The following is a 23,546-nucleotide window of genomic DNA, read 5'->3' on the forward strand; positions in this document are numbered from 1 at the left end:
GCAGCTCCGGCGGGTCGCCCCGGAAGTGCACCCGATTCGGGCCGATTCGCTTCCCTTCGACCGCCCCCACGGCGGGGCGCCGAGGCGCTACCGTCCACCCTTGACGCTCCCCTCCCTGAAGGGAGGGGATTCTTACGGCTCGCGCCGTGAGACTTCCTGCTTCGTCGCCGACCGCCCGCCCGGAGCGCTCCGTTGAGGTCTTACACCGGCTCCACAGGCCGAAACCGCCCGCCCGGCGGCCAGCAGGTTCTTCGCTGCGTTCACGTCCCGGTCGTGGGTCGCGCCGCAGCCGCACGTCCACGTGCGGACGTGCAGCGGCATCCTGCCCTGCAAGGCGCCGCAGACGGAGCACAGCTTGGACGAGGGGAAGAAGCGGTCCACCGCGATCACTTCCCGCCCGTACCACTGGGCCTTGTACTCCAGCATGCTCCGGAACTCCGACCACGCCGCGTCGCCGATGGCACGGGCAAGGCTCCGGTTCTTGACCATGTTGCGCACGGTCAGATCCTCGATCACGATCGTTTGGTTTTCACGAACGAGACGAGTGGTCAGCTTGTGCAGCCCATCGCGGCGACGGTCCGCGATACGGGCGTAGACCTTGGCGACCTTCCGCCGGGCTTTGCGCCGGTTGGCCCCCTCGCCCTTGGCCTTCTTCGCCAAGACCCGCTGAGCCTTCGCAAGGCGAGCGCGGTCCTTGCGCTCGTGCCTCGGGTTGGCGATCTTCTCTCCGGTGGAGAGGGTCAGAAGGTGGTCCAGGCCGACATCGGCCCCGACCGCTGCATCAGCGGGAGGGAGCGGCTCGACGGTCGGATCCTCGCACAGCATCGATACGTGCCAGCGTCCGGCCGCATCCTGCGACACGGTCACCGTGGACGGCGACACCCCCTCGGGAAGCGGGCGCGACCAGACGATGTCCAGCGGCTCCGCCATCTTCGCCAGAGTCAGCCTGCCGTCGCGGAACCGGAAAGCGCTGGTGGTGTACTCGGCCGACTTCCGGGACTTCTTCCGGCTCTTATACCGAGGGTATTCGGCACGCTTGGCGAAGAAGTTGGTGAACGCCGCCTGGAGGTGGCGGAGTGCCTGCTGGAGAGGCACGGAGGAGACGTCGTTGAGGTACGCGAACTCCTCGGTCTTCTTCCATGCCGTCAACATCGCCGACGTCTGGTTGTAGTTCACCCGCTCCTGGCGCGTCCACGCCTCCGTGCGTGCGGCGAGCGCCAGGTTGTAGACCTTGCGAACACAGCCGAACGTGCGCGACAGCTCGGCCGCCTGCGCATCGGTCGGATAGAAGCGGTACTTGAACGCCCGCTTCACATGGTTCGCGGTCACACTTACAAACTAGTGGGATCCCGGCTGAAGATCGAACCCTGCGGGGCAGAGCACGGTCTTTCGCCCTGGCAGCGAAACCCTCGCCCGTCGCCCTGCTCCGCAGGGGCTGGATTTCCTCCCCTACCTGAAGGCAGGGGTATCCACTCAGGAGGAACCGATGACCTGTGGCCCCCGGCCGCCGCGCGGTGCGTCCCGGCACACCGCGCGCTCGCGGATCGCCGACGCCGCCGCCCGGCTGGCGGTGCACCGCGGGTGCGCGGCCGCCCGGGCCGACGCGATCGCGGCCGAGGCCGGCGTGCGCACCGAGGAGGTCCGCCGCGCGTTCGCCACCCGGGCCGCCGCGCTCACCGCCGCGCTGGAGCGGGCGGGCGCCGGCGCCCCGGCGGGCGTCGGGGCGCCCTGGGTCCGCGCCGCCCTGGCCGCGGGCTCGGCCGCCGAGCAGCTGCGCATCCAGGTCGCCGGGACCGGCCGGATGCTCGCCCGGGCCGCCCCGCTGCTGGAGTCGGTCCGCCTGGCCGCCCCCGAGGACACCGACGCCGCCCGGGTGTGGCGCGCCGACCTGGAGCGGCGCCGCCGCGTCCACCTCGAGCTGCTCTCCGCCCTGGCCGCCAAGGCCCCGCTGCGCCCGGACATGACCGTGCAGCGCGCCGCCGACGTCGCCCTGGCCCTGCACGGCCCCGAGACCTACACGCTGCTCACCCGCGACCGCGGGTGGAGCGTCGAGCGGTGGAGGGCCTGGGCCGCTTCGGCGCTGCCCCGGCTCGTCTGCCGCCCTCCCGCCCCGGGCCGGGCCTGATCAGGCCGCGGCGGGGCGGACGAAGCGGCGGTCGCCCCCGCGCAGCTCCCGCCGCGGGCCGGCCGAGCGCAGCACCACGTCCAGCACCCGGTCCGGGTCGGCGGCGTAGCAGCCGCTGAACCAGGCCATGTTCGCCTCGACGACCGCCCACTGCTCGGCGGCATCGCCGTCCGGCCGCATCAGGCCGACGTCGAGGACGGTGGCGCTGGGCAGCGTCACGGCGTGCTCGGCCAGCAGCCGGCCCGCGAAGGCGAGCGCCCCGGACCCGAGCGGGTCGCGGTGCAGCGGCACGGCGTCCAGCCGGCCGAACGAGGCGTAGCGGCCGCCGGCCCGCACCTCCCCGTCGAGCAGGAAGAGGCGGAGCTCGGCGACCCAGACCACGGGGTCGGCGATGAGCACCGGCGACTCGGGCGGCAGGCCGCCGGGCAGGGCGCGCCCGTCCGGGTAGACCCGCGCCGGGAACTCCTTGCCGCCGGCGGGCTTGACGAACGCGGGGCGGGTCAGCGTACGCGCCTCGTCCAGCACCGACGCCCGGACCCGGCGGCCGGTGAAGGCACGGGGCAGCGCGGCCGGCCAGTCCCCCGGCGGGTCGAGCAGGGCGAGCTCCAGCGGGCCGGCGACCTGATCGGCGAAGAGCGGCCCGCCTTGGTAGTGGCAGCCGCCGGGCGGCGCCGCGCCGATGTCCTGCGGGAGGGCCGCCACCCGCATACCGCGCCGCCGCGCGGCGGCGGCGAGCAGCGCACCGGTTCCGGTGGGGCGCGGCCCCAGCGCGAGGACCTGCGGCCGGTGCGTTCCGCCCTCCGCGGTGCCCGCCGGCCGCCGGCGGCCGGCGGGGGCGTCCGCGCCGGACCGGGGATGCCCGGGCGTCACTCCTCCAGGTCGATCTTGCGCTGCAGGAACTCCTCGCGGCCGATCTCGCCCTCGGCGTAGCGGCGGCGCAGCTCCTCCATGGCCGGGTCCCGCCGCGGCTCCTCCGGGGGCGGCGCGGAGGGGGTGCGCTCGGCCGCGATGGCCACCGCCACGACCAGCACCACCGCGATGACGGCGACCGCGGCCACGAAGACGGCCATCATCGGCATCCCACTCACCTCCCCGGCGCGGGCGGCCGCTCCGTCCGCGCCGTCCGCCCTCCAGCCTATTCCCCCCGGCCGCCCCGGTGGAGGCCCCGATCCCGCCGCCCCGGGCCCGGATGCGCGCTCCGGTCCGGGTTCGCGGGGCGCCCCGGCCGCGGCCGGCGGGCGGGCCTACCATTGCGCCGTGGACACTTCCCTGCCGCTGCTCCGCGAGGTGCGGCCCGCGCTCGCCGCCGACCTGGAGGAGCTGCTCCGCGACGCGGGCGAGGAGCGGCTGGCGCGCTCCGTGCCCGGGCTGCGGGTGCACGGGCCCTGCCGGTGCGGCGAAGCCGGCTGCGCGAGCCTGTACACCGCCCCGCCGCCGGAGGGCGGCCACGGGCCCGGCCACCGGAACCTGTCCCTCCCGTGGGGGCCGGGGATGCTGGTGCTGGACGTGGCCGACGGGCGGATCGCCTTCCTGGAGGTGCTCCCGGACGACTGACCGCCGGGGTCAGCGGCGGCGGGGCAGCCGCTCGTCCACGGCCAGGGAGGCGGAGATGTAGGCCGCGATCGCCGCGGCGCTGTTCGGTCCGCGCAGGGCCTCCGCCCGGGCGGTGTAGCCGGGCAGGTCGCGGTGGCGCCCGTTGGCGACGGCGGCCGCGGCGAGCAGCCCGGCGAAGCGGAACCGGTCCAGGAAGCTGTGCCCGGAGTCGGCGAAGGGGACCAGTTCGGCGCCGGGGATGCGCGCGGCGGTGCGCTCGGCAACCGGGCGGACGGCGCGCAGGTCGCGGGCGCCGCTGAGCACCGCGGTGGGCCAGGTGAAGTCCGGCCGGGCGGCGTCCAGGTCGACCGTCTCCCCTTCGAAGGCGGGGAAGCGCTCCGCCATGTCGGCGAAGTCGACGGCCGGGTCGAGCGGGCCGCCGTCCGGCACCATCCGGTGCAGGTTCCGGAACAGGATCACCCCGGCCAGGTCGAACTCCAGGATGAACGGGGAGGTCTCCGCGGTCTCCCGGCCGGCGAGGCGCTCCACCCGGTTCCAGGTGCCGGTGCGCCCGCGGGCCGCGGCCTCCAGCAGCCGGTCGACCGCCCGCACCCCGCCGAACTCGTAGACCACCGGGACCACCCGGCCGGTCCGCTCGGCGGTGACCGCGCCGTCGGCCACCAGTTTGCGCAGCTTCCCGGCGACCTCGGCGGTCTCGTCGGCGGAGCCGTCCCACAGCAGCCGGCGGATGTGCTCGCGGGCCGCCTCGCCGTCCGCCGCGGAGTTGATCGCGCTGTCCAGCACCATGCCCGCCACCCGGTCGCCGTGCCGGGCGGCGAAGACCTGGGCCAGGTAGCCGCCGTAGGAGGAGCCCCAGACCACGGCCCGGTCCAGGCCGCAGTCGTCCAGCACCGCGGCGATGTCGTCGGCGGCGGCCTCCACGGTGATCGCGTCCACCGGCAGGTCGGTGCCGTCGCGGCGGCGCCGGGACAGGCCCACCCCGCGGTGCTCGACCATCACGGTGTCGAAGCCCCGCTTGCCGGCGTCCCGGCGCATCATCCGGTAGGGCATCACCGAGGCCAGCCCGGGCCCTCCGGGGACGACCAGCAGCGGGACGCCCCCTGGGGCGCCCTCCCGCACGTAGCCGAGGTCGAACACATCGTCGCCGTCGGGGTGCACCGGGCGGGGCACGGTTCGGACACCGGGCAGGCGGAGCAGGCTCTCGGCCTGCCTGAGGGGCTGCTTCATCGGCCCATCATGCCCGTTTCGCGGCGGTCCATGCGAAGGCGGGCGGATGCGCGCCGGGCCGAATCCGGCCCGCCCGCCGGCCCGGAAGCGGCGGGGCCTGTCCGAGGCGGCTGGGAGGATACGGCGCCATGACCGACCTCTACGCGATACGGGTGCTGGCGGTCGATCCGCCGCACCGCCGCATACGGCTGCGGGTGACCGCCGTCGACCCGGACGTCCGGCACTCCCCGCTGCCCGACGGCGCGGACTTCTTCCGCAGCGACCTGGAGGAGGACGAGGCCGTACTGGACCTCCTCGCCGAGGAGGAGGGCCGCCTGCACGAGGACTTCGTCGTGGGCGTGGAGCGGATCGCGACGCGCAACCACCCCTTCACCGCGGAGGCCGAAGAGCGGCTGCGCGCGGCCGGCACGGGATTCCCCTGGGAGGACGAGGGTCCGTTGGGCGAGATGTCCCCGGAGGCCGCCGCGAACCTGGTCCGCTGCGAGGAGGTGCGCATGGGGGCCGATTACGACGTGCTGGTCGCCGACCCCCGGCTGATCGGGCACCTGAAGGCCGGCCAGTGGTGGCGCACCGCCGCCTTCCCCGGCGCGGACTGACGGCGCGGACCGAGGGGCGGCCTGCGGGCGGCACGGGGCCGCGCCCCGGCGCTTCCTCGGCGGTGGCCGCCCCTGCCGGGTGCGCGGAGCCGCGCGGCCGGCCCCTGGGCCGGGGCCGCCCCACCGGCCCGGGCCGGGGAAGGGCGGCGGGACGGCGCGGCCCCGGCCCGGGTCAGCCGGTGCGGCGGGACGCGGTGCGCTCCTGGGCCGGGTAGGGCAGCAGCGCCATCTCCCGGGCGTTCTTGATCGCGGCGGCGATGAGCCGCTGCTGCCGGGCGGTCACCCCGGTGACCCGGCGGCTGCGGATCTTTCCCCGGTCGGAGATGAACTTGCGGAGCAGGTCGGTGTCCTTGTAGTCGATGTAGTCGACGCCCTTCAGCGGGTCGGACTTGGGGCGGCGGGGGACTCGGCGGTTCGCGGGCACGGCGGTTCCTTCTCTCTCGCTTCCGGTGCGGCGGCCTGGGTTCGGGGCGGGCTCAGCGGGCGGCGGCGATGATGTCGTCGAACGGGTCGTCGGAGCCGCCGCGGGTGTAGCCGGCGGCCATCTCCTCGTCAGTGAGCAGGCAGGAGTCGAGCAGCGCGGTGAGCCGCTCGGCGTCCAGGCCCGGGCCGGTGAAGCTGATGCACTGGCAGCGGTCGCCGTGCTCGGGCCGCCAATCCAGGGAGGCGGCGGCCTTGCGGTGCTCGGAGACCAGCTCCCAGGCGGCGTCGGGGAGCGCGGCGAGCCAGGGGCCGTTGGGCTCGATGGCGACCGCGCCGCCCGCGCCGTCCCAGGCGAGCATGGTGTCGGGGTGGCTGGCCAGCCAGAACCGGCCCCGGCTCCGCACCGAGCAGGAGATCACGTCGTCCAGGGCGCCGTGCAGCCGGCCGGGGTGGAGCGGGCGGGAGCGGCGCCAGGTGACGGTGCGGACCCCGCCGGCCTCGTGGAAGTCCGGGGGCTGGGCGGTGGCCGGGTCGGTGCGCGCGGCGGCCGCCTCCGGGTCGAACCCGGCGTCGGCCATGACCCGCAGCGCGTCGCCCTCGGGGGGCGCGACGACCGCCGCCGGGTTGAGCTGGACCAGCATGGCCGCGCAGCGGTCGCGCTCCTGAGTGGTGCACCCCTCCGCGTCCAGCACCACCGACCCGGGGTACTCCACCTGCTCCACCAGGACCTCGGCGACGCCCCGGGCGTCCTCCTCGGCGACGTCGAGCCCCCGGTCGGCCAGCGCGTCGGCGGTGGCGAGGTCGCCCAGCAGGCGGTCGGCGGCGACCGCGCCGATGACGCCGGAGAGCCGGAGCAGGTCGGTCACCGGCCGGTCGCCGACCGTGCTCATGGTCAGCGCCTCCGCGATGGCGCGGGGCGGCACCGAGTCCCAGCCCTCGACCACGTAGAGCGGGTGCTCGCCGCGCTCGGCCAGCCGGCACAGCAGCGGGATCAGGTCCAGCCGCATGGTGCAGGAGACGCAGGAGTGCACCAGTTCGACCCGGGTCCGCTCGACGACCCCCCAGCGGTCGCGCACCACCCGGTGCACCTCGCCCTCGGCGATGCGGCTCATGTCGTGGTGGACGGCGATCGCGCCGGGCTCGGCCATCAGCAGCCGGTCGACCGCGCGGGTGCGCGCGCCGCCGTGCAGGCCGGTCACCAGGGCGACGCGCGCGGGCAGGGCGTAGTCCATGTCGGGGAACCTCGTCTCTCCTCACCCGAACTTTGAAAATGATTATCATTACTGTACAACGGCCGGCGGGATGCTCCGGACCGGCGCGGCCGGGAGGGCGAGAAGCAGGGAGGGGACACGTCGGCACCGCCCGGCCCTGGATGCGGACCATGCGAAAGAGCCGGTCGGCACCGCGCGGCGGCCCGGTGCGGAGCGGGGGCGAGGACCTCCGGGGCCCTCCCCGGAGCGGCGGACGCCGCCCCGGCCGGCGGGCCGACGGGGCACCGGCCCCGGTGCGGGCGGAGCGGCGCAGGCCCGGCGGCCCCGCCGGGGGCCGCGCTCCCCCATCAGGGGCGGAGCGGGGCGAGAAGGGCACGGCGGCCGGCGGGAGGCGGGGCGCCGCCTCCCCGTCCGCCCGCCCGTCCTCCGGTCAGGCGCCGCCGGCCGCCGGCTCGGCCAGTACGAAGGCGTTGCCGTCCGGGTCGCTGAAGCCCGCCTCGCGCCCCCAGGGGTGCTCGTCGGGGCCCTCCACCTCGACCCCCGCGGCGGCCAGCCGGGCGCAGTCGCCGTCCAGGTCGTCGCTCTCCAGGGTGATGCCCCGGGTTCCGCACTGCGTGAAGCCCTGCTCCAGCACGGTCAGCACGAACCCGGTGCCCGCCCCGGGCGGGGCCACCTGGAGCCATCGGACGTGCCCCAGGGTGCGGTCGGCCAGCACGGTGAACCCGAGGACGCCGACGTAGAAGTCCCTGGCCCGGTCCTGGTCGACGACGGGAAGGGCGATCAGCCTGGCGTGCGTGATGGCCATACCACCATGATCGGGACGGAACGGTCGGCGCGCCAGGGGGACACGCGGAAAGCCCCCTCCCGCCGCCGCGCAGACCGCCGCACCGCCCCGGAGGCCGTTGACTTTCCGAGGCGCACCGCTGATGCTCCGTAGGAGAGAGGGAGGTGACACCCCGATGAGTGGATGCTCCTGCGGGCACGGCTCCTCGTGCTCCTGCTCGGCCGGCTGCTCCTGCGGCTGCAACGGCTAGCGTCCCCCGTCCCCGATGAGCCGGCCCCGGCTCCCGGCGAGCGGCGCCTCCCCCCGGAGCGCCGCTCCGCCCGGCACCCGCCCGCCGCCCCGCAGCGGACGCCCGGCACCGCCCCCGCGCCCCCGCTCCTGACCGGCCGCCCCTCCGCAGCGGCCGGAAGAGGCCCGGCTCCTCCCCCGTATTGACACCGCGCACGCGCGTCCGGTGGGATCGGTTCCGCCCCGAGCCGGCGACCGGAATGAGCCCCCGTGCCCCCCTCACCCCCCATGTCGGACCTCAGGCCCGAAGACCCGCGGCGGATCGGCCCCTTCCGGATCCGGGGCAGGCTCGGAGCCGGCGGGATGGGCGTGGTCTACGGCGCCACCGGCCCCGGCGGGGACCGGGCCGCGGTCAAGGTGATCCGCACCGACCTGAGCGACGAGGCCTGGTTCCGGGAGCGGTTCACCCGGGAGATCCGGCTGATGGAGCGGGTGCGGGCGCGGTGCGCCGCGCCGCTGGTCGCCGCCGGCCCCGAGGACGTCCCCCCGTGGTACGCCACCGCGTACGTGCCCGGCCCGACGCTGAGCCGGCGGATCACCGGCCAGGGGCCGATGCCGCCCGCCCGGGCGCGGGCGCTGGCGGTGGCGATGGCCGAGGCGATCGAGGGCGTGCACGCCGCCGGGATCGTCCACCGCGACCTCAAACCGGCCAACGTGATCCTGGCCCCCGACGGCCCCAAGGTGATCGACTTCGGCATCGCCCGGGCCGTCGACGAGACCCGGCTGACCATGACCGGCGAGCTGTTCGGCTCGCCGGGGTGGATGAGCCCCGAGCGGTACCGGGGGCACGCCGGCCCCGAGGACGACGTGTTCGCCTGGGGCGCCCTGGTCGCCTACGCGGCCACCGGCGAGCCCCCGTTCGGCCGCGGCGGCGCCGAGACCATGATGTACCGGGTCCTGAACGAGGAGCCCCGGCTGGACGCGCTCCCCCCGGAACTGGCCGGGCCGGTGGCGCTGGCGCTCTCCAAGGACCCGGCCGAGCGCCCCTCCCCCGGGGAGCTGATCCGGATGGCCGCCGCCGCAGGGGCCGACGGGATCGGCGGGGACGACGGCGACACCATCGTGGCCGCGGTGCTCGCCCGGGACTGGCCCGCCCCGGACGGCGTCCCGGTGGTGCGCTCGGCCGCACCGGAACCGGCCGGACGGGCCGAGGCCCCGGTACCGGGCGGGGGCGGCCCCCGCCCGCCGGCCCCGCCGCCCGGACCGCCGTCCGATCCCGTCCCGCCGCCGCGGGCGGGGCGGCGCGGCCGCCGGGGCGCGTCGGCCGCGATCGCCGGCGCCGCCGCGATCGTGCTGGCCGCCTCTGTCGGAGCCTGGGTCGCGCTCCGCTCCCCCGGGGGCGGCCCCGGCGGCCCGCAGGGCGGGGAAGGACCCGGCTCCCTGACGGTGTGGCTGCTTGAGCAGCCCTCCCCGGAGTCCGCCGAGGCCGCCGCCCCGCTGTTCGAGGGGGCCGAGCGCCGCTACCGGCAGGACCACCCGGACACCGCGGTCGAGGTGGAGTACATCCCCCGCGACCGGCTCTCCGCGCGGCTCTCCGCGGCGGCGGCCGCCGGGGAGGGCCCGGACGTGGTGGAGGTGTCCATCTCGGAGACGGCGTCCTGGGCCGAGCAGGGCGCCCTGCTCGGCCTGGACGCCTACACCGCCGGCTGGGAGGAGGGCGGGCGGCTGCACCAGGGGGCGGTGGAGGCCACGCGGTACCGAGGGGAGCAGTACGGGATACCGTGGCGGCTCACCGCGGCCTCCCTGGTCTACCGCTCCGACTGGCTCGACGCGATCGGCGCGGAGCCGCCGCGGACCTGGGACGACCTGCTGGAGGTCGCCTCCGCGATCGAGGAGGAGTACGACGCCCCCGGGTTCGCCGCACCGACCGACTCCTTCTTCGCCCTCTCCGGGTTCGTCCGGGCCGCCGGCGGCGAGATCGCGGCCCAGGAGGACGGCCGCTGGCAGGGGCGGCTGTCCTCGGCGGAGAGCAGGCGGGCCATCGAGTTCTACACCGGCCTGCCCGACCAGGACGGGGTCTCCTCGAGCCGGTACACCGGCCTGTTCGAGATGGAGACGATGGACGAACTGGGGACCGACGAGCTCGGCATGGTCGTCAGCGGCCCGTGGGCCCGCACCGCCCTGCGGCAGGGGGCCACCGTCGAGGCGATGGAGAACCTGGGCGCGGCGCCGCTCCCGGGCCCGGACGGCCCGGCCGCCTCGCCCGCCTCCGGTACGGCGCTGGCGGTGCCCGCGGGCACCCCGCACCCCGAGTACGCATTCGACCTGGTCGCCCTGCTGGCCGGCGAGGAGCTCGGCCCGCGCTGCGCCGACGCCTCCGAGGCCTTCCCCGCCTACCCCGACCTGCTGGAGGACTCCGCCGGCCTGGACGACCCGCTGCGCGCCGCCACCGCCGAGCGGCTGCCGGACGCCTTCTTCCCGCCGGCCGCCCCCGGCTGGCCCGCCGTCCACGAGGACGGGGTGATCCACGAGGCGCTCACCGCCGTCACCGAGGGCGACGACCCCGCGAAGGCGCTGGGGAAGGCCGACGCCGACCTCACCGGGCTGCTCAACCCGTCCTGACCGGGACGGCCGCCGCGGCGGGCGGCCGGCGGACTTTACCCGAACGTGGCGGCGAGCCAATCGAGTCCTTCCTCCGGTCACCGGCATGGTGGGGTCTGAGGCCGATGCCGACGCGCCCCGGGCCGCAGCGGCCGGGGCACCGAAGGGGGCACCGATGGTGAACGGGCGGCCGAGCGGATGGCGGGTCTTCGCCGCATGCCTGCTGGTCTTCGCCGGTGCGGCCAACCTCGTCCAGGGGGCGGTGGCCGGGTTCGTCCCGGAGTACTACCTGGCCGCGGAGGGGCAGCCGCTGGTGAGCGGGTACGCCGCGTGGGGGGTGCTGCTGGCGGCGTGGGGCGTCCTCCTGATCGCGGCCGGTGCCGCCGCCGCGTACGGCGGGATGCGGGCCAGGGTGCTCGGCACCGCGGCCGCCGGGCTGAACGCCGTCGCCCAGCTGCTCTTCCTCGACGCCTACCCGGTCTGGTCGGTGCTGGTGATCCTCGCCGACGGGGTGGCGGTCTACGGGCTGACCGCCGGCTGGTCCGGCGGCGCCGCACCGGCCGGCCCGGTCCCCGAGGCCCGCCAGGAGGCCTACCTGGCCGGGCGCCGCGACGCCGACCGCGTCCCGGCCCCCGGCGGCGAGCCGGGGGAGCCGCAGCGGCCGGTGCACTCCGGCAGGCACGCACGCTCCCTGGACTGACCCCCGGGGCGGGCCGCCCCGCGCGGGGAGCGCCTCCGGAAGCACCTCCGGGGCACCGGCGCGGGGTCAGCCGGCGGCGGTCTCCGCGGCGGGGCGGTCGGGGGCGCCCTCGACGGCCTCGGCGAACCGGGAGCGGAGGCGGCCGCGGACCTCGTCGGGGGTGTAGGCGCGCCTGCGGCGCTCGGCCCGGGCGATGATCACTCCGGTGGCGGCGACGCCCGCGAGGCCCGCCAGTCCCATTGCCTTCCACCAACGCATGGCCCCTAGGCTACAGCCGTGACCGATATGCGCATCAGCCTGGACGAGGCCGTCGAACTCACCCGGACCGGCGATGTGTGGCTGTTCCGCGGCAGCTCGGTGCCGGACCGGGCGATCCAGTGGACGACCAACAGCCCCGTCAACCACGTCGGCATGTCCGTCGTCCTGGACGACCTGCCGCCGCTGATGTGGCACGCCGAGCTCGGCAAGTCGCTGCCGGACATGTGGGCCGGCGGCCACCACCGCGGGGTCCAGCTGCACGACCTCCGCGACGCGGTGGTCGTCTGGGCCACCAAGTACGGGCAGCGCGCCTGGCTCCGCCAGCTCGACCACCCGGTCGGCCGGGAGGCCGAGGACGCCGTGCTGCGCACCGTCGCCCGGCTGGACGGGACCCCCTTCCCCTCCACCGCCCGGCTCGCCGGGCGGTGGCTGCGCGGCCGGATCCCCCCGCTGCTGAGGCGGCGCGGCCGCAGCGAGGCGGCCCTGGAGACCGCCTACTGCGCGGAGGTCGTCGCGCTCACCTACGAGGCGATGGGGCTGCTGCCGGGCGGGCGGCGGCCCGACTGGTACGACCCCGGCCGGTTCTGGAGCGGCGACGGCCTGGACCTGAAGGGCGGCGCCCGGCTGGGCGGGGAGATCCCGGTGGACGTCCCGCCCGGCGCCCGCCCCTCCTCGGCCCCCTGACCCGGCGCCCGGCGGGCGCAAAGCGCCCGCCCGCCCTTCCGCGCCGGAAGCCGCCCGCAGGTCAGAGGCCCACTCCCGGCACCCCCGGAACGATGCCCTCCCGCCCACCGCGCTGCCCGGGGACCGCCCGGGGCCCGGCCCGGAGGCCCCGTTCGGTGATCTCGAAGACCTGCCCGTCCTCGGGGAAGACGACGTTGGGGCGCGCGGAGTGCGTGACGTCGTCGCCGAGATGGGTGGGAATGAGCCGCAGGTCCGGCCGCCCGGACGCTACCCGGGGGCCGGTCCCGGGCCGCCCGGCGGGTCCTCCTCCGCCGGTCCGCCGACCGCATCCCGGCAGCAACGGACGAAGTCCTGCACGACCGGGTCGGTGTCGGCCGCCGGGGGCCAGACCACGGCGACGCTGCTGGGGGCGACCCCGGTGACGGGGCGGTAGACGACGCCGGGGCGCGCGTAGAAGCGCGCCGCGGACTCGGGGGCCAGGGCGATGCCGTAGCCGTTGGCGATCGCCTGCAGCCAGGCGTCGGGCTGGTCGGTGACGGCGCCGATGCGCGGCGGCCGGCCGCCGCGCTCGTCGGCGGCCAGCCAGTAGTCGCGCCACCGCCCGGTCTCGGCCGGCGCGGCGACGAACGGCTCGTCCCGCAGCTCCCGGAAGTCGATCCGGTCGCGCCCGGCGAGCGGGTGCGCGGCGGGCAGCGCCACCTGCCGCTCCTCGGTGAGCAGGACCTCCGCCCGCAGCGCCCCGGCGCCGGGGAAGGGCAGCCGCAGCAGGGCGGCCTCCACCTCGCCGTCGGCGAGCCCGGCTGTCGGGTCGGACCAGGCCGCCTGGCGCATCTCCACCCTCCACCCCGGCCGGCGGCGGCCGAAGCCGGCGATGATGTCCTGGGTGGCCTCGTTGGCGGCGCTGGCCAGGAAGCCGACCCGCAGCACCCGGGCGGCCCGGCTGGCCGCGCTCTTGGTCTCCCGCAGCGCCCGGTCGCAGGCGGCCAGCAGCTCCGGGGCCTGCTCGGCCAGGGCCCGCCCGGCCTCGGTGAGCGCCATCCCGCTCCGCGACCGGGTGAACAGCTCCACCCCCAGCCCGGTCTCCAGGCGCCGGATCTGCTTGGTCAGCGCGGGCTGGGAGACGAACAGGCGCCGGGCCGCGCGGGTGAGGCCGCCCTCCTCGGCGACCGCCGCGAAGTAGCGCACCAGCCGCGTGTCCACGTCCATACCAACAGGTTATAGAGGCTTGTATCGGGTGCCGGGCAGGGTCGGGGCATCGATCGCTCCGGAGCGGCCCCGGCCGCCCCTGGAAGGGAGTCCCCGTGTTCACCGCCTGTGTCGCGGCGGCGGTCGCGACCGCCGCGGGCACGCTCGCGCTGCGGCTCGCCGTCGCGTAGCGCCGGGGCCTGGTAGGGCGGGCGCCCGCAGTCCCGTCCGGGTGTTCCGGAAGGGCCGCGGCGGCGGGGCCCGGGGAGGTGCGGAGAGGGGCGCCGCCCGGCGCACGGCGCCCCTCCCCCGTCGCGGGTCAGCGGTGGTGGCCGCCGCCGTGGCCGAACGGGGCGAGTTCGGGCGGGCGGACGACGAACGGCAGCATCATCCCCATGTCCTCATGCTCGAGCAGGTGGCAGTGGTACATGAAGCGCCCGGTCGCGCCCTCGAAGCGGCCGATGACCTCGGCCATCTGCGCCGCCGGGACCCGGATGGTGTCCTTCCAGCCGTGCTCCACGGCCTCGATCGGCAGCTCCCCGGTCGCGGCGACCGGGGTCCGGGTGCCGCCCAGCTCCGGGTCGAAGCCGCTGACGTCGTAGGTCTGCCGGCCCACCGCCTGGAAGGTGATGAGGTGGATGTGCATCGGGTGCATCGGCTGCGGGTCGGCGAGGTTGAGGAAGCTCCACCGCTCCCAGTCGCCGAGGTTCACGGTGAAGCCGAGGGCGTCGTCGAAGGCCCTGGAGATGCGGCGGTAGGTCGCGGGCTCCGCCTCCCCGGCCCGGCGGACCTGGATCACGCCGTCGCTCGGGACCTGCACCTCCGCCGGGTCGACCCGCTCCATCTCCCAGATCTCGGGGTGGCCGCGCCCGCCCCGGGTGCCGGGCGGGGTGAGCACGACCAGCCGGTGGCCGTGCTCGGGCATGCGGCCGGGCGTGATCCTGGTGAAGGAGGAGAGCAGCTCCGGCAGCACGAACTCGTCGCGGACCCTGCGCCGCGCCACGCGGAACCGCATCACCTCGGGGAACGGCACGTTCCGGTCGGGGTCGGGCTCGCCGGGGGCGGTGCCGGGGGTGGTGTTGACCAGGCGGAGGGTGCGGCCGCGCAGCCGGGAGAAGTCCACCAGCAGGTCCACCCGCTCGGCGGGGGCCACCTCCAGCGGCGCGTCGACGTCCACGGGGGAGGCCATCAGCCCGCCCTCGGTGCCGATCTGCTTGACCGCGCCGGTCACCGGCCGGCCGGTCTCCTCGTCGATCAGCGCGAACCGGAAGGTGCGCCCGTTGGAGGCGTTGAGCAGCCGGAACCTGTACCAGCGCGCCTCGACGTCGAGGTAGGGCCAGATGACGCCGTTGACCAGGGTGTAGGGGCCGAGGAAGGGGAGGGTGAGGTTCCCGCCCTCCTCGTCCCGGCCGACGATGGCGGTCTTGTGCAGCAGGCGGCCGGTGAGCCGGCCGTCGGCGTCGGTGTCGAGGTTGCGGTCGGCGATGATGAGCGGGACCTCGTAGTCGCCGGAGGGCAGCCGCAGCGCGTCCTCCTCGTCGTCGCGGAGCAGGTACATGCCGAGCAGCCCGGAGTAGACGTTCCACCGGGTGATGTCCATGGCGTGGTCGTGGTACCAGAGCGTCATCGCCCGCTGCTCGTTCGGGTACTCGGCGAGCATGGAACCGCCCGGCAGGACCGCGTTCTGCGCCCAGCCGTCGTCGCCCGCCCCGGTCACCGCGCCGTGCAGGTGGGTGACGGTCCACGGCGGCAGCGCGTCGACGCCCTCCACGGTCTCGGCCCGCTCGCCGCGGCCGGGGGCGTTGGTGGGCGGCGGGGCGCCGTCCTCGCCCGGCTCCTCGGCGGCGGTCACCGGGTAGGGGCCGGTGATCCTGTTGGTCCAGGCGACCCGCAGGCGCCGCCCCCGCCGCGCCTCGATGGTCGGTCCGGGGAAATGGCCTGCGTAGGCCCACACCCGGGTGGGCGGGAGCTGGGAGTGCAGCCGCACCCAGGCGGTGCGCAGGTCGACGGTGATGCCGTCGCGCTCCTCCCGGGGTCCGGGCACCAGCCGCGGCGGGATGCGCAGCTCGTCCAGGAACGGCCGCAGCTCCCCCGCCGGCCGCCCGGTGCCGGCCTGCTCGTCGGGCAGGCCGATCGCCTCCGTGGTCTCCTCCAGCAACTCCGACACTGTGAACCCCCGTTCGCCGCGCTCGCGCCCCGCCGGTGAATTCCGGCGGAATCCGGTGTCCGCGAGCGCTCCCTCGCGCCTTCGAGTATCGGAAGCCGACCCTTGAAAGGAAAAAGGCGTTTTCAAGATCGCTTTCGGGCGGAGATGAGGTCCATGTCACCCGAACCGAACGGGAGCACCGTGTTGACCTGCACGGACAATGCAGGGAACGTTTCCTTGGACCGCTTTTCCGTCCCTTTTTTCGACCGAGTTCGCCCGGTGGCCGAACCCGGACGGGATCGCGTCCGGATTCGGCCACTCAGACCTTCGGCGGCGAATTCGGCCGCGCTTTCCCCTTCACGGGGATTCCCCCGTCGTCCGAAAGTGCCGCCCAGGGGGAGGCGGAGGGAGGAGCCACTGGAGCCGCCCGGGTGAGTAGTGAAGCCTTGCCTAAGTTAGGCTTGGCCTCCGCCGATGGCGCCGGCGGTGCCCCCACCGCCTCCCCCGAGACCGAAAGGCCAGGAATGACCGTCCCGATGCGCGCCGAGGGCGTGCGGCTCGCCCACGGCGGCGCACCGATCTGCCGGGATGTCTCCCTCGACCTCCCGCACGCCGAGGTCACCGCCCTCGTCGGGCCGAACGGCTCGGGCAAGTCGACGCTGCTGCGCACCCTGGCCCGGCTGCACCGCCCCGAGGAGGGGCGGGTGCTGCTGGACGGCCGCGAGGTGGCCTCCTACCCGCCGCGCGAGCTGGCGCGGCGGCTCGCCTTCCTCACCCAGACGCCGACCGTCCCGGCCGGCATCACCGTCGCCGAGCTGGTGGCCTACGGCCGCCACCCGCACCAGGGGCTGCTGTCCCGGTCCGCGGGCGGCGACGACCGGGACACCGTCGAGTGGGCGCTGCAGGCCACCGGCATGCTGCCGCTGCGCGACCGCCCGCTGGACCGGCTCTCCGGCGGCGAGCGCCAGCGCGCCTGGATCGCCATGGCCCTGGCCCAGCGCGCCGGGGTGCTGCTCCTCGACGAGCCCACCACCTACCTGGACATCCGCTACCAGGTGGAGGTGCTGCGGCTGGTGCGCTCGCTGGCCGACGAGCACGGCATCACCGTCGCCGTGGTCCTGCACGACCTCAACCAGGCGGCCGCGTTCGCCGACACCATGGCGGTGCTGGCCGGCGGGCGGATCGTCGCCCACGGCCGCCCCGCCGAGGTGATGACCGAGGAGGTGGTCCGCACCGCCTTCGGCATCGACACCACCGTCATCACCGACCCGCACACCGGCCTGCCGACCTGCCTGCCCTACCGGCGGGGCGGCGCCCCCGGCCCGGCCGCGGCGGCCGCCTCCACCACCTCCCCCGCCTGACCACCCCCTCCTCTCCCCCCTCCGTCCCCATCGACCGAGCAGATCAAGGAACACCTCCCCCATGAACAGACCCCTCGCCTCCGCCGCCGTGCTCGCCCTCGGCCTCGCCGCCGCCGGCTGCGGCGCCGCCGGCGAACAGGCCGGGACCTCCGGCGGCGCCGGCGGCGGCGCGATCACCCTGGAGCACACCCTCGGCGAGCTGGAGCTGCACGCCCCGGCCGAGAAGGTCGTCGCGCTGGAGTGGACCTACGCCGAGGACCTGCTGGCCCTGGGCGTCTCCCCGGCGGGCGTCGCCGACACCGAGGGCTACAACGGCTGGGTCACCGCCGGCCCCCGCTTCGAGGAGGGCGTGGAGGACGTCGGCCTGCGCGACGCCCCCAGCCTGGAGTCGATCCGCGCGCTCGACCCGGACCTGATCATCACCTCGGAGCTGCGCTCCGGCGAGAACCTCGAACAGCTCCAGGAGATCGCCCCCACCCTGGTGTTCGACCCCTACGCCGAGGAGGGCGAGTACGCCGAGATGCGCACCACCTTCTCCACCATCGCCACCGCGGTGGGCGAGGAGGAGACCGGGGAGCAGGTCCTCGCCGACCTCGACGCCGAGCTGGCCGGCATGAAGGAGGAGCTGGCCGAGGCGGGCGCCGACGGCACGGAGGTGACGGTGGCGCGCGGCTACACCGGCGACGGGGCCGCCGTGGTCGAGGTGCTCACCGACAGCACCATCCCCGGCGCGCTGCTGGGCGAGCTCGGGCTCGCCAACGCCTGGCAGGCCGAGGCCGACGCCTACGGCATGAGCAAGGTCGACGTCGAGGGCCTGGAGCCGGTCCAGGGCTCCCACCTGGTCTACGTGGCCGCCGAGGACGACGACGTGTTCACCGGCGACTTCGCCGACAACGCCCTGTGGAAGAGGCTGGAGTTCGTCGAGGAGGACCGGGTGCACGCGCTCGACCCGGGCACCTGGTACTTCGGCGGCCCCTACTCGGCGCGGCAGGTCGCCGACGAGATCACCGGCGCGCTCACCGGATGAGCACCCGCGCCCCGGCTCCGGGGGCGCTCGGCGGGACCGCCGGGCGCCCCTCCGGAGCCCCGAAGCCCCCTGCGCGGCGGCTCTCCCCCGCCGCCTCGGCCGCCGCGGTCCTCCTCGGCGGCCTGCTGGCGCTGGCCGCCGTCGCCCTGCTGCACCTGGGGTACGGCCGCACCGGCGTCGGCCTGTCCGACCTGCCGGCCCTGATCGGCGGGGACGAGCACGCCCGCGCGGTGCTGCTGGGCGCGCGGCTGCCGCGCACCCTCGCCGGGCTGGTGGCCGGCGCCGCGCTGGCGGTCTCCGGTGCGCTGCTGCAGTCCTGCGTGCGCAACCCGCTCGCCTCCCCGGACACCCTCGGTGTGACCGCCGGCGGCTATCTGGCGGTGGTGCTGGCCGGCGTCACCGGGGCCTCCTTCGGGGACCTGCCCAGGGGCGCGCTCGCGTTCCTGGGCGGGCTGGCCGCCGCCGCGCTGGTGCACGCCGTGGCCGGCGGCCGCAGCGCCTCCTCGCACCTGGTGCTGGCCGGGGTGGCGGTGTCGCTGGCGCTGTCCAGCGTGTCGGCGGTGCTGGTGCTGCTCTTCCAGGAGGAGACCGGCGCGGTGTTCTTCTGGGGACACGGTTCGCTGGCCGTGGCCGACAGCGGACGGTCGCTGGCGCTGCTGCCGCTGCTGGCCGCGGGCCTGGTCGGCGGCCTGCTGCTCGCCCGCGGCCTGGACATCCTGGCCACCGGCGACGACACCGCCCGCGGGCTGGGCGTCCGGGTGGGGCGGCTGCGGCTGTCGGCGGTGCTGCTCTCGGTGCTGCTCGCCGCCGCCGCGGTCGCGATCACCGGCCCGATCGGGTTCATCGGGCTGGCCGCGCCGCACATCGTGCGGCTGTGCGGGGTGCGCGGGCACCGGGTGCTGCTGCCCGCCGCCGCGCTGTGGGGCGGCGCCCTGCTGCTCGGCGCCGACCTGCTGGCCCGGGTCACCTCGCCCACCGGCAACGAGGTGCCGGCCGGTGTGGTCGCGGCGCTGTTCGGCGCCCCGCTGTTCCTGCTGCTGGCCCGCAGGCTGCCGGCGGAGCCGCCCGCGCCGCCGGCGGCGCCGGGGGCGCGCGGCGGCCGCCGGTTCCCGCTGCCGCTGGTGCTGGGCGCGGGGTCGCTGGGGCTGGCCGCCCTGGTCGCGGCCGGGCTGCTGGCCGGCGACGTGGCGGTGCCGCCGGGGGAGCTGCTCTCGCTGGCCACCGGGGGCGGCTCCGACCTGGCCCGCAACGTGGTCGCCGAGTACCGGCTGCCCCGGCTGCTGGTGGCGGCGCTGGCCGGCGCGCTGCTGGCGGTGGCGGGCGGGATCGTGCAGACGGTGTCCCGCAACCCGCTGGCCGACCTGACCGTCATGGGGGTGAGCGGCGGTGCGGGCCTGGGCGCGGCCGTGGTGCTGGTGGCGCTGCCGGCGCTGCCCTACGCGCTGCTGCCGGCGGCGGCCTTCGCCGGCGGGGCGGCGGCGTTCCTGCTCGCCTACGGGCTGTCCCGGCACCGCGGCTCGGTGGCGCCGGAGCGGCTGGTGCTGGTGGGCGTCGGCGTCTTCGCGCTGACCACGGCGGCCACCAACTACCTGGTCACCGGGGCGCGGTTCCGCACCGCCCAGGCGCTGACCTGGCTGTCGGGCAGCACCTACGCGCGCGACCACACCGACCTGGCGGTGCTGGCCGCCGCCGCGGCGGCGGGGGCGGTCCTGCTGGTCCTGGCGCTGCGCCGGATCGACCTGCTCGCGCTGGGCGAGGACACGCCGCGCACGCTCGGCCTGCCGCTGGAGCGCACCCGGCTCGCCGTGCTGATCCTGGCGGTGGCGCTGGCCGCGTGCGCGGTCGCGGTGGTCGGCACGGTGGCCTTCATCGGCCTGGTCGCCCCGCACGCCGCCCGGTTGGCGGCGGGGCCGCGGGCGCACCGGATGCTGCCGGTGGCCGCCCTGTTCGGCGCGGCGCTGCTGGTGGCCGCCGACACCCTGGGCCGGGTGCTCATCGCCCCGGCCGAGATCCCCTCGGGGCTGCTCGCCGCGCTGATCGGCACGCCCTACTTCGTGTGGCGGCTGCGCCGCGGCTGAGGCCCCGCACCGCGGCCGGGCCGCCCGGCGCCCCGGGCCGGCTCCGGCCCGATCTCCGCTTCCCCGGCCGGGCCGGAAAGGCCCGCCCCGGCCGGGGGTACGGCGCCCGCACGTCCGGCACGGGGCCGGTCGGCGCCCCCGTCGATCCGGGCCGGCGGCGAGGCGGGGGAGGCGTCCTGCGGAGACGGGTTTCCGGCTGCAAGGGCGGCGGGCGGTGCTCCGCCCGCCGCCGGCCCGAGCCGGAAGTGCCGGAGGCCGCACGGGCACGGGCATAGGACGCCCCGGCGGGGCGTCAGCCCCTCGGGGCGTTCAGGGCGAACCGGGGGCTCAGCGGGGGGCCGCCGCCGGCCAGGTCGGCGGCGCTCTCCCCGACCAGCGGGGCGAACTTGGCGCCGTGCCCGGAGCAGGGCGAGCAGACCACCACCGGGCCGGAGCGGTCCAGCACGAACTCCTCGTCCGCGGTGGAGGTGTACAGGCAGGTCGCCTCGTTGAACGGCTCCGGGTCCAGCCCCGGCAGCCAGCGGCGGACGTAGTCGGCGACCCGCTCCCGGGCGCGCGGGTCGACCGCCCCGCTGCGGGTGTCCGGGGTGACCGGGGCGCCCAGCGGGTCGCGGTACTCGGCGATCTTGCGGCCGTCGCCGGGCCCGCCGTCGCGCCCGCCGGGCAGGCTGTAGACCACCGGGTCGGCGGTGTGGTGCACGGCGGTCGGGGCGTCGGCGGCCAGCCCGCGCCGCGGGAAGTGGAAGACCTGCTGCTGGGTGACGGCCAGTTCGGGCAGCGGCACCAGCCCGCCGAGCAGCCCTGCGGCCCAGGCGCCGGCCGCGACCACGGCGCGCCGGGCCCGCACCGTCCCGGCCGCGGTCTCCAGCCGGACCCGGTCGCCGTCGACCGCGATCCGCCGGACGGGGGTCTCGGGGTGCACCGAGCAGCCGCCGGCGCGGGCCAGGGCGGTGAAGGCGGCGACCGCGCCGTCTGCGTCGACGGTCCCGGCCTCGGGGTGGAACAGCACCCGGCCCTCGAAGCGCATGCCGGGCCAGCGCCGCTCGGCCTCGGCCGGGTCGAGCAGCTCGTGCGGGAGGCCCTGGGCCTCCAGTACCGCGGCGATCTCCCCGACCCCGGAGCGCCCGTGGTCCAGGCCGCCGGTCATCCGCAGCAGCGCCCGCCCCGACCGCTCCTCGGCCTCCCGCCACAGCTCCATGGCCCGCCCGGTGAGCCGCACGTGCAACGGGTCGGCGTAGGCGCGGCGGACGATCCGCGCGCTCCCGTGCGAGCTTCCGGCGCGGTGGCCGATCGGGTACTGCTCGAACAGCGCCGCCGAGCGGCCCCGGCGGGCCAGCGCCCAGGCGGCGGCCGAGCCCATCAGCCCGGCGCCGACCACGGCCGTCTCCACCTCGCGGGGAACAGCGTCCATCGCGGCCTCCGTCCGCTCCGAATCCGGCCGGGCCCGGGGCGGCGCCCGCCGTGCCGGACACGGTAGCGCCCGCCCGCGCACCGGCGGTGAGCGGCACGGCTTTACCCGGGCGCGGGCCCGCGCCGATGATCGGAGGGCGCGGCCCGGCCGGGCCGCGGACCCCCCGACGCGAGGAGGCCCCCCTTGGCTGTTCAGGTGTGCTCGCTGATCTGCGGCGACCCCCAGCCGATCCCCGGCGGGGGCGGCTATTCGCTGCTGCGGTTCCCCTATGCCGGCGAGTCCCACGACCCGTGGCGGATGCACCACCCCGAGCAGCCCGACGGCGGGCGCTCGGACTACCCCGACGACCGGTCCTCGCTGATCTGGCCGGCCGCGGCCGGGTGGGGCACCCTGCACGCGATGATCCAGTGGGAGGCCGGCCCCTACCGCGAGCTGCGGGACCGGTTCGTGCGCGATCCGCTCGGGCTGTCCGGCGGCGCCGACTCCACCGCCACCGACCACCGCCCGCCCTCCCCCGGGATGCAGTGCTTCACCAAGGTGCACGGGATCTTCGTCCGCCCGGACACCCCGCTGGCGGTGATGGTGGGACACACCGGGGCCGACACCGCGACCGTGGTGCACGCCCAGTTCAAACTGGTCATCGAGGCGGTGGACCGGCCGTGAGGACGGCGCCGGCCGGCGCGGCGCGCGGGAGGGGCGGCGGATGACCGGGCTGACCAGGGCGGTCGACACCGACTTCGGCGGCGGCGGGCCGCCCCGGGAGCGGGCCTGGTTCGACCGCCTCCGCGACCTGGGGTACGGCGGGTTCATCACCACCGCGCACACCTTCTGGGACGGGGTCCCCGAGCGCAACGGCCACGCCGCGGCGGCGCTGGAGCGGGCCCTGGCCGCGGGGCTGTGGGTCGGCTGCTACTCCCGGCCGGTGCACCTGTGGGAGGAGGGGGTGCGCGCGCTGCCCGCCGAGCTCCGCGCCGAGCTGAGGTTCTTCGTGCTGGACGTGGAGCCCGAACCGGGCGGACCTTACCCGCTGCGGCGGGAGTACGTGGACGGGGTCCGCTCCTACGGGCTGCGGCCCGCCGTCTACACCGGGCGCGGCATGTGGGGGGACGTGATGGGCCCCGGCGCGGCGGGCTTCGGCGACGTCGCGCTGCACGAGTTCGCCGGGGACACCGCGGGCTGGCCGTCCTCGATCGGTGAGGCGCCGCGGTCCTCCTTCGGCGGCTGGAACCGGCCGGCCCTGCCCGCGACGGTTCGGGCCGGGTGGCAGGTGCGGATGCAGGACCCGCCGTCGGTGGACGGCACCCCGGTGGACGACAGCGTGTTCACCGAGGAGTTCGTGCACGGGGCCGAGGACGCGTTCGTCTCCGCGTCGCAGGCCGGCGGGTACACCCGCACCGTCACCGTGCCCACGCCGGACGGGGCGGCGCCGGGGCACCGGCTGCTGCTGCACGCCTGCGCCAACGACCGCGACCGGCCGGCCGCGCCGGAGGGGTGGTCGCCGCTCCGGCGCGAGCAGGTCGGCGACGGGGTGGCGGTGTGGCTGTTCGAGCGCGCGGCCGCCGGCGCCCCCGCCGCCCACCGGATCGCCTTCGACGGGAGGCACTGGCACTTCGCCGCGGTCACCGCCTGGCGCGGCACCGGCCCGGTGGCCGCGCACACCGCCGCCTCCCACTGGGACACCGCCCTGGTCGCCGCCCCGCCCCCGCCGGGCGCGGCCGCCGGGGTGCGCGTGGTCGCCGGTTTCAACTGGGAGGAGACGCCCAAGTCGCTGCCGGGGGTGCGGACCGTGGTGCACCAGCCGCGCGGCCTGGCGGTCGGCTACCGGATGCCCTCTCCCGCCGGGGAGGCGCCCCCGGTCCGGGTCGCCGCCGGCACCCCCGGGCACATGGCCGCCCTGGAGGCGGTCCTGCCGTACCGGCCCGGCTGACCGCGGCCGCGATGCCCCGC

Annotated in this window: 21 protein-coding genes and 1 pseudogene; 11 read left to right on the forward strand and 11 right to left on the reverse strand. The window is 76.7% G+C overall.

Features of this window, described 5'->3' with window-relative positions:
• Positions 1-116: 116 nt before the first annotated feature.
• Positions 117-1,314 (reverse strand): annotated as a pseudogene (locus D459_RS0104965) (RNA-guided endonuclease InsQ/TnpB family protein); the annotation flags it as partial.
• 172 nt (positions 1,315-1,486) lie between these two features.
• On the opposite strand from D459_RS0104965, the gene D459_RS30770 reads away from it, so the two are divergent.
• The gene (locus D459_RS30770) at positions 1,487-2,125 is read left to right on the forward strand and encodes a hypothetical protein (RefSeq protein ID WP_017591897.1); all 639 of its coding nucleotides are present in this window, start codon (positions 1,487-1,489) and stop codon (positions 2,123-2,125) included.
• On the opposite strand, the gene D459_RS0104975 is transcribed toward D459_RS30770, so the two are convergent.
• Together D459_RS0104975 and D459_RS0104980 are read right to left on the reverse strand one after the other, a co-directional pair.
• Positions 2,126-2,995 carry an ATP-grasp domain-containing protein gene (locus tag D459_RS0104975; RefSeq protein WP_017591898.1) on the reverse strand — a complete coding sequence of 290 codons (870 nt, stop codon included), beginning with the start codon at positions 2,993-2,995 and terminating at the stop codon, positions 2,126-2,128.
• Positions 2,992-3,204 carry an SHOCT domain-containing protein gene (locus D459_RS0104980; RefSeq protein ID WP_017591899.1) on the reverse strand — a complete coding sequence of 71 codons (213 nt, stop codon included), beginning with the start codon at positions 3,202-3,204 and terminating at the stop codon, positions 2,992-2,994. Before D459_RS0104980 ends, D459_RS0104975 begins: the two co-directional genes overlap by 4 nt.
• A gap of 178 nt (positions 3,205-3,382) precedes the next feature.
• On the opposite strand from D459_RS0104980, the gene D459_RS0104985 reads away from it, so the two are divergent.
• Complete coding sequence (locus tag D459_RS0104985) at positions 3,383-3,679, forward strand: hypothetical protein (RefSeq protein WP_017591900.1); 297 nt, start codon at positions 3,383-3,385, stop codon at positions 3,677-3,679.
• Positions 3,680-3,688: 9 nt separating this feature from the next.
• Here D459_RS0104985 and D459_RS0104990 read toward each other — a convergent pair whose 3' ends face one another.
• A complete protein-coding gene (locus D459_RS0104990; RefSeq protein ID WP_017591901.1) occupies positions 3,689-4,906 on the reverse strand; it encodes an alpha/beta hydrolase in 1,218 nt (405 codons plus the stop codon).
• Positions 4,907-5,034: 128 nt separating this feature from the next.
• Here D459_RS0104990 and D459_RS0104995 point away from each other — a divergent pair, with 128 nt between their 5' ends.
• Positions 5,035-5,502: a hypothetical protein gene (locus D459_RS0104995; RefSeq protein WP_017591902.1), complete on the forward strand. Its 468-nt coding sequence runs from the start codon at positions 5,035-5,037 to the stop codon at positions 5,500-5,502.
• A gap of 172 nt (positions 5,503-5,674) precedes the next feature.
• Here the strand turns inward: D459_RS0104995 and rpsR are convergent, their stop codons facing one another.
• From rpsR to D459_RS0105010, 3 genes are all read right to left on the reverse strand, one after another.
• On the reverse strand, positions 5,675-5,926 hold the full coding sequence (rpsR, locus tag D459_RS0105000; RefSeq protein WP_017591903.1) for a 30S ribosomal protein S18: 252 nt from the start codon (positions 5,924-5,926) through the stop codon (positions 5,675-5,677).
• Between the two features lie 52 nt (positions 5,927-5,978).
• A complete protein-coding gene (locus D459_RS0105005; protein WP_017591904.1) occupies positions 5,979-7,157 on the reverse strand; it encodes a CobW family GTP-binding protein in 1,179 nt (392 codons plus the stop codon).
• Positions 7,158-7,566: 409 nt separating this feature from the next.
• Complete coding sequence (locus D459_RS0105010) at positions 7,567-7,941, reverse strand: VOC family protein (RefSeq protein ID WP_017591905.1); 375 nt, start codon at positions 7,939-7,941, stop codon at positions 7,567-7,569.
• A gap of 495 nt (positions 7,942-8,436) precedes the next feature.
• Between D459_RS0105010 and D459_RS33490 the strand changes: the two genes are divergently transcribed.
• Positions 8,437-10,770, forward strand: coding sequence for a serine/threonine-protein kinase (locus tag D459_RS33490; protein ID WP_051065315.1), 2,334 nt, complete (start codon positions 8,437-8,439; stop codon positions 10,768-10,770).
• A gap of 154 nt (positions 10,771-10,924) precedes the next feature.
• The gene (locus D459_RS0105025) at positions 10,925-11,449 is read left to right on the forward strand and encodes a DUF7144 family membrane protein (RefSeq protein WP_017591906.1); all 525 of its coding nucleotides are present in this window, start codon (positions 10,925-10,927) and stop codon (positions 11,447-11,449) included.
• Positions 11,450-11,515: 66 nt separating this feature from the next.
• Here the strand turns inward: D459_RS0105025 and D459_RS30780 are convergent, their stop codons facing one another.
• Positions 11,516-11,707, reverse strand: a complete 192-nt coding sequence (locus D459_RS30780; protein ID WP_040709248.1) for a hypothetical protein — start codon at positions 11,705-11,707, stop codon at positions 11,516-11,518.
• 27 nt (positions 11,708-11,734) lie between these two features.
• On the opposite strand from D459_RS30780, the gene D459_RS0105035 reads away from it, so the two are divergent.
• Positions 11,735-12,391 (forward strand): hypothetical protein, encoded by a 657-nt coding sequence (locus D459_RS0105035; protein WP_017591908.1) that lies wholly within the window; start codon positions 11,735-11,737, stop codon positions 12,389-12,391.
• A gap of 267 nt (positions 12,392-12,658) precedes the next feature.
• On the opposite strand, the gene D459_RS0105040 is transcribed toward D459_RS0105035, so the two are convergent.
• Both D459_RS0105040 and phsA read right to left on the reverse strand, forming a co-directional pair.
• Positions 12,659-13,597 carry a LysR family transcriptional regulator gene (locus tag D459_RS0105040; RefSeq protein ID WP_017591909.1) on the reverse strand — a complete coding sequence of 313 codons (939 nt, stop codon included), beginning with the start codon at positions 13,595-13,597 and terminating at the stop codon, positions 12,659-12,661.
• Positions 13,598-13,895: 298 nt separating this feature from the next.
• Complete coding sequence (phsA, locus tag D459_RS0105045) at positions 13,896-15,743, reverse strand: O-aminophenol oxidase PhsA (protein WP_017591910.1); 1,848 nt, start codon at positions 15,741-15,743, stop codon at positions 13,896-13,898.
• A 503-nt stretch (positions 15,744-16,246) separates the two neighbouring features.
• Here phsA and D459_RS0105050 point away from each other — a divergent pair.
• The 3 genes from D459_RS0105050 (at position 16,247) to D459_RS0105060 (ending at position 20,188) form a co-directional block, all read left to right on the forward strand.
• Positions 16,247-17,083: an ABC transporter ATP-binding protein gene (locus D459_RS0105050; protein ID WP_017591911.1), complete on the forward strand. Its 837-nt coding sequence runs from the start codon at positions 16,247-16,249 to the stop codon at positions 17,081-17,083.
• Positions 17,084-17,144: 61 nt separating this feature from the next.
• Positions 17,145-18,110, forward strand: coding sequence for an ABC transporter substrate-binding protein (locus tag D459_RS0105055; RefSeq protein ID WP_017591912.1), 966 nt, complete (start codon positions 17,145-17,147; stop codon positions 18,108-18,110).
• Positions 18,107-20,188: an iron ABC transporter permease gene (locus tag D459_RS0105060; RefSeq protein WP_017591913.1), complete on the forward strand. Its 2,082-nt coding sequence runs from the start codon at positions 18,107-18,109 to the stop codon at positions 20,186-20,188. Before D459_RS0105055 ends, D459_RS0105060 begins: the two co-directional genes overlap by 4 nt.
• Before the next feature lie 292 nt (positions 20,189-20,480).
• Here D459_RS0105060 and D459_RS0105065 read toward each other — a convergent pair whose 3' ends face one another.
• Complete coding sequence (locus D459_RS0105065; RefSeq protein WP_017591914.1) at positions 20,481-21,599, reverse strand: FAD-dependent oxidoreductase; 1,119 nt, start codon at positions 21,597-21,599, stop codon at positions 20,481-20,483.
• Positions 21,600-21,782: 183 nt separating this feature from the next.
• Between D459_RS0105065 and D459_RS0105070 the strand changes: the two genes are divergently transcribed.
• The gene (locus D459_RS0105070; RefSeq protein WP_026120067.1) at positions 21,783-22,262 is read left to right on the forward strand and encodes a hypothetical protein; all 480 of its coding nucleotides are present in this window, start codon (positions 21,783-21,785) and stop codon (positions 22,260-22,262) included.
• A gap of 40 nt (positions 22,263-22,302) precedes the next feature.
• Positions 22,303-23,526 (forward strand): glycoside hydrolase family 25 domain-containing protein, encoded by a 1,224-nt coding sequence (locus D459_RS0105075; RefSeq protein WP_017591916.1) that lies wholly within the window; start codon positions 22,303-22,305, stop codon positions 23,524-23,526.
• The last annotated feature ends 20 nt before the right edge of the window (positions 23,527-23,546 follow it).

Origin of the sequence: Nocardiopsis potens DSM 45234, from assembly GCF_000341105.1 — a bacterium.
GTDB classification, from domain to species: Bacteria; Actinomycetota; Actinomycetes; order Streptosporangiales; family Streptosporangiaceae; genus Nocardiopsis_A; species Nocardiopsis_A potens.

What these genes read in the sequence shown, in the direction of transcription:
- D459_RS0105060 (WP_017591913.1), top strand. Translation starts at nt 18,107, where the DNA reads ATGAGCACCCGCGCCCCGGCTCCGGGGGCGCTCGGCGGGACCGCCGGG.
- D459_RS0105075 (WP_017591916.1), top strand. Translation starts at nt 22,303, where the DNA reads ATGACCGGGCTGACCAGGGCGGTCGACACCGACTTCGGCGGCGGCGGG.
- D459_RS0105040 (WP_017591909.1), bottom strand. Translation starts at nt 13,597, where the DNA reads ATGGACGTGGACACGCGGCTGGTGCGCTACTTCGCGGCGGTCGCCGAG.
- D459_RS0105010 (WP_017591905.1), bottom strand. Translation starts at nt 7,941, where the DNA reads ATGGCCATCACGCACGCCAGGCTGATCGCCCTTCCCGTCGTCGACCAG.
- D459_RS30770 (WP_017591897.1), top strand. Translation starts at nt 1,487, where the DNA reads ATGACCTGTGGCCCCCGGCCGCCGCGCGGTGCGTCCCGGCACACCGCG.
- D459_RS30780 (WP_040709248.1), bottom strand. Translation starts at nt 11,707, where the DNA reads ATGCGTTGGTGGAAGGCAATGGGACTGGCGGGCCTCGCGGGCGTCGCC.
- D459_RS33490 (WP_051065315.1), top strand. Translation starts at nt 8,437, where the DNA reads ATGTCGGACCTCAGGCCCGAAGACCCGCGGCGGATCGGCCCCTTCCGG.
- D459_RS0104995 (WP_017591902.1), top strand. Translation starts at nt 5,035, where the DNA reads ATGACCGACCTCTACGCGATACGGGTGCTGGCGGTCGATCCGCCGCAC.
- D459_RS0105025 (WP_017591906.1), top strand. Translation starts at nt 10,925, where the DNA reads ATGGTGAACGGGCGGCCGAGCGGATGGCGGGTCTTCGCCGCATGCCTG.
- D459_RS0105065 (WP_017591914.1), bottom strand. Translation starts at nt 21,599, where the DNA reads ATGGACGCTGTTCCCCGCGAGGTGGAGACGGCCGTGGTCGGCGCCGGG.
- D459_RS0105050 (WP_017591911.1), top strand. Translation starts at nt 16,247, where the DNA reads ATGACCGTCCCGATGCGCGCCGAGGGCGTGCGGCTCGCCCACGGCGGC.
- D459_RS0104990 (WP_017591901.1), bottom strand. Translation starts at nt 4,906, where the DNA reads ATGAAGCAGCCCCTCAGGCAGGCCGAGAGCCTGCTCCGCCTGCCCGGT.
- D459_RS0104980 (WP_017591899.1), bottom strand. Translation starts at nt 3,204, where the DNA reads ATGCCGATGATGGCCGTCTTCGTGGCCGCGGTCGCCGTCATCGCGGTG.
- D459_RS0105055 (WP_017591912.1), top strand. Translation starts at nt 17,145, where the DNA reads ATGAACAGACCCCTCGCCTCCGCCGCCGTGCTCGCCCTCGGCCTCGCC.
- D459_RS0105005 (WP_017591904.1), bottom strand. Translation starts at nt 7,157, where the DNA reads ATGGACTACGCCCTGCCCGCGCGCGTCGCCCTGGTGACCGGCCTGCAC.
- D459_RS0105035 (WP_017591908.1), top strand. Translation starts at nt 11,735, where the DNA reads ATGCGCATCAGCCTGGACGAGGCCGTCGAACTCACCCGGACCGGCGAT.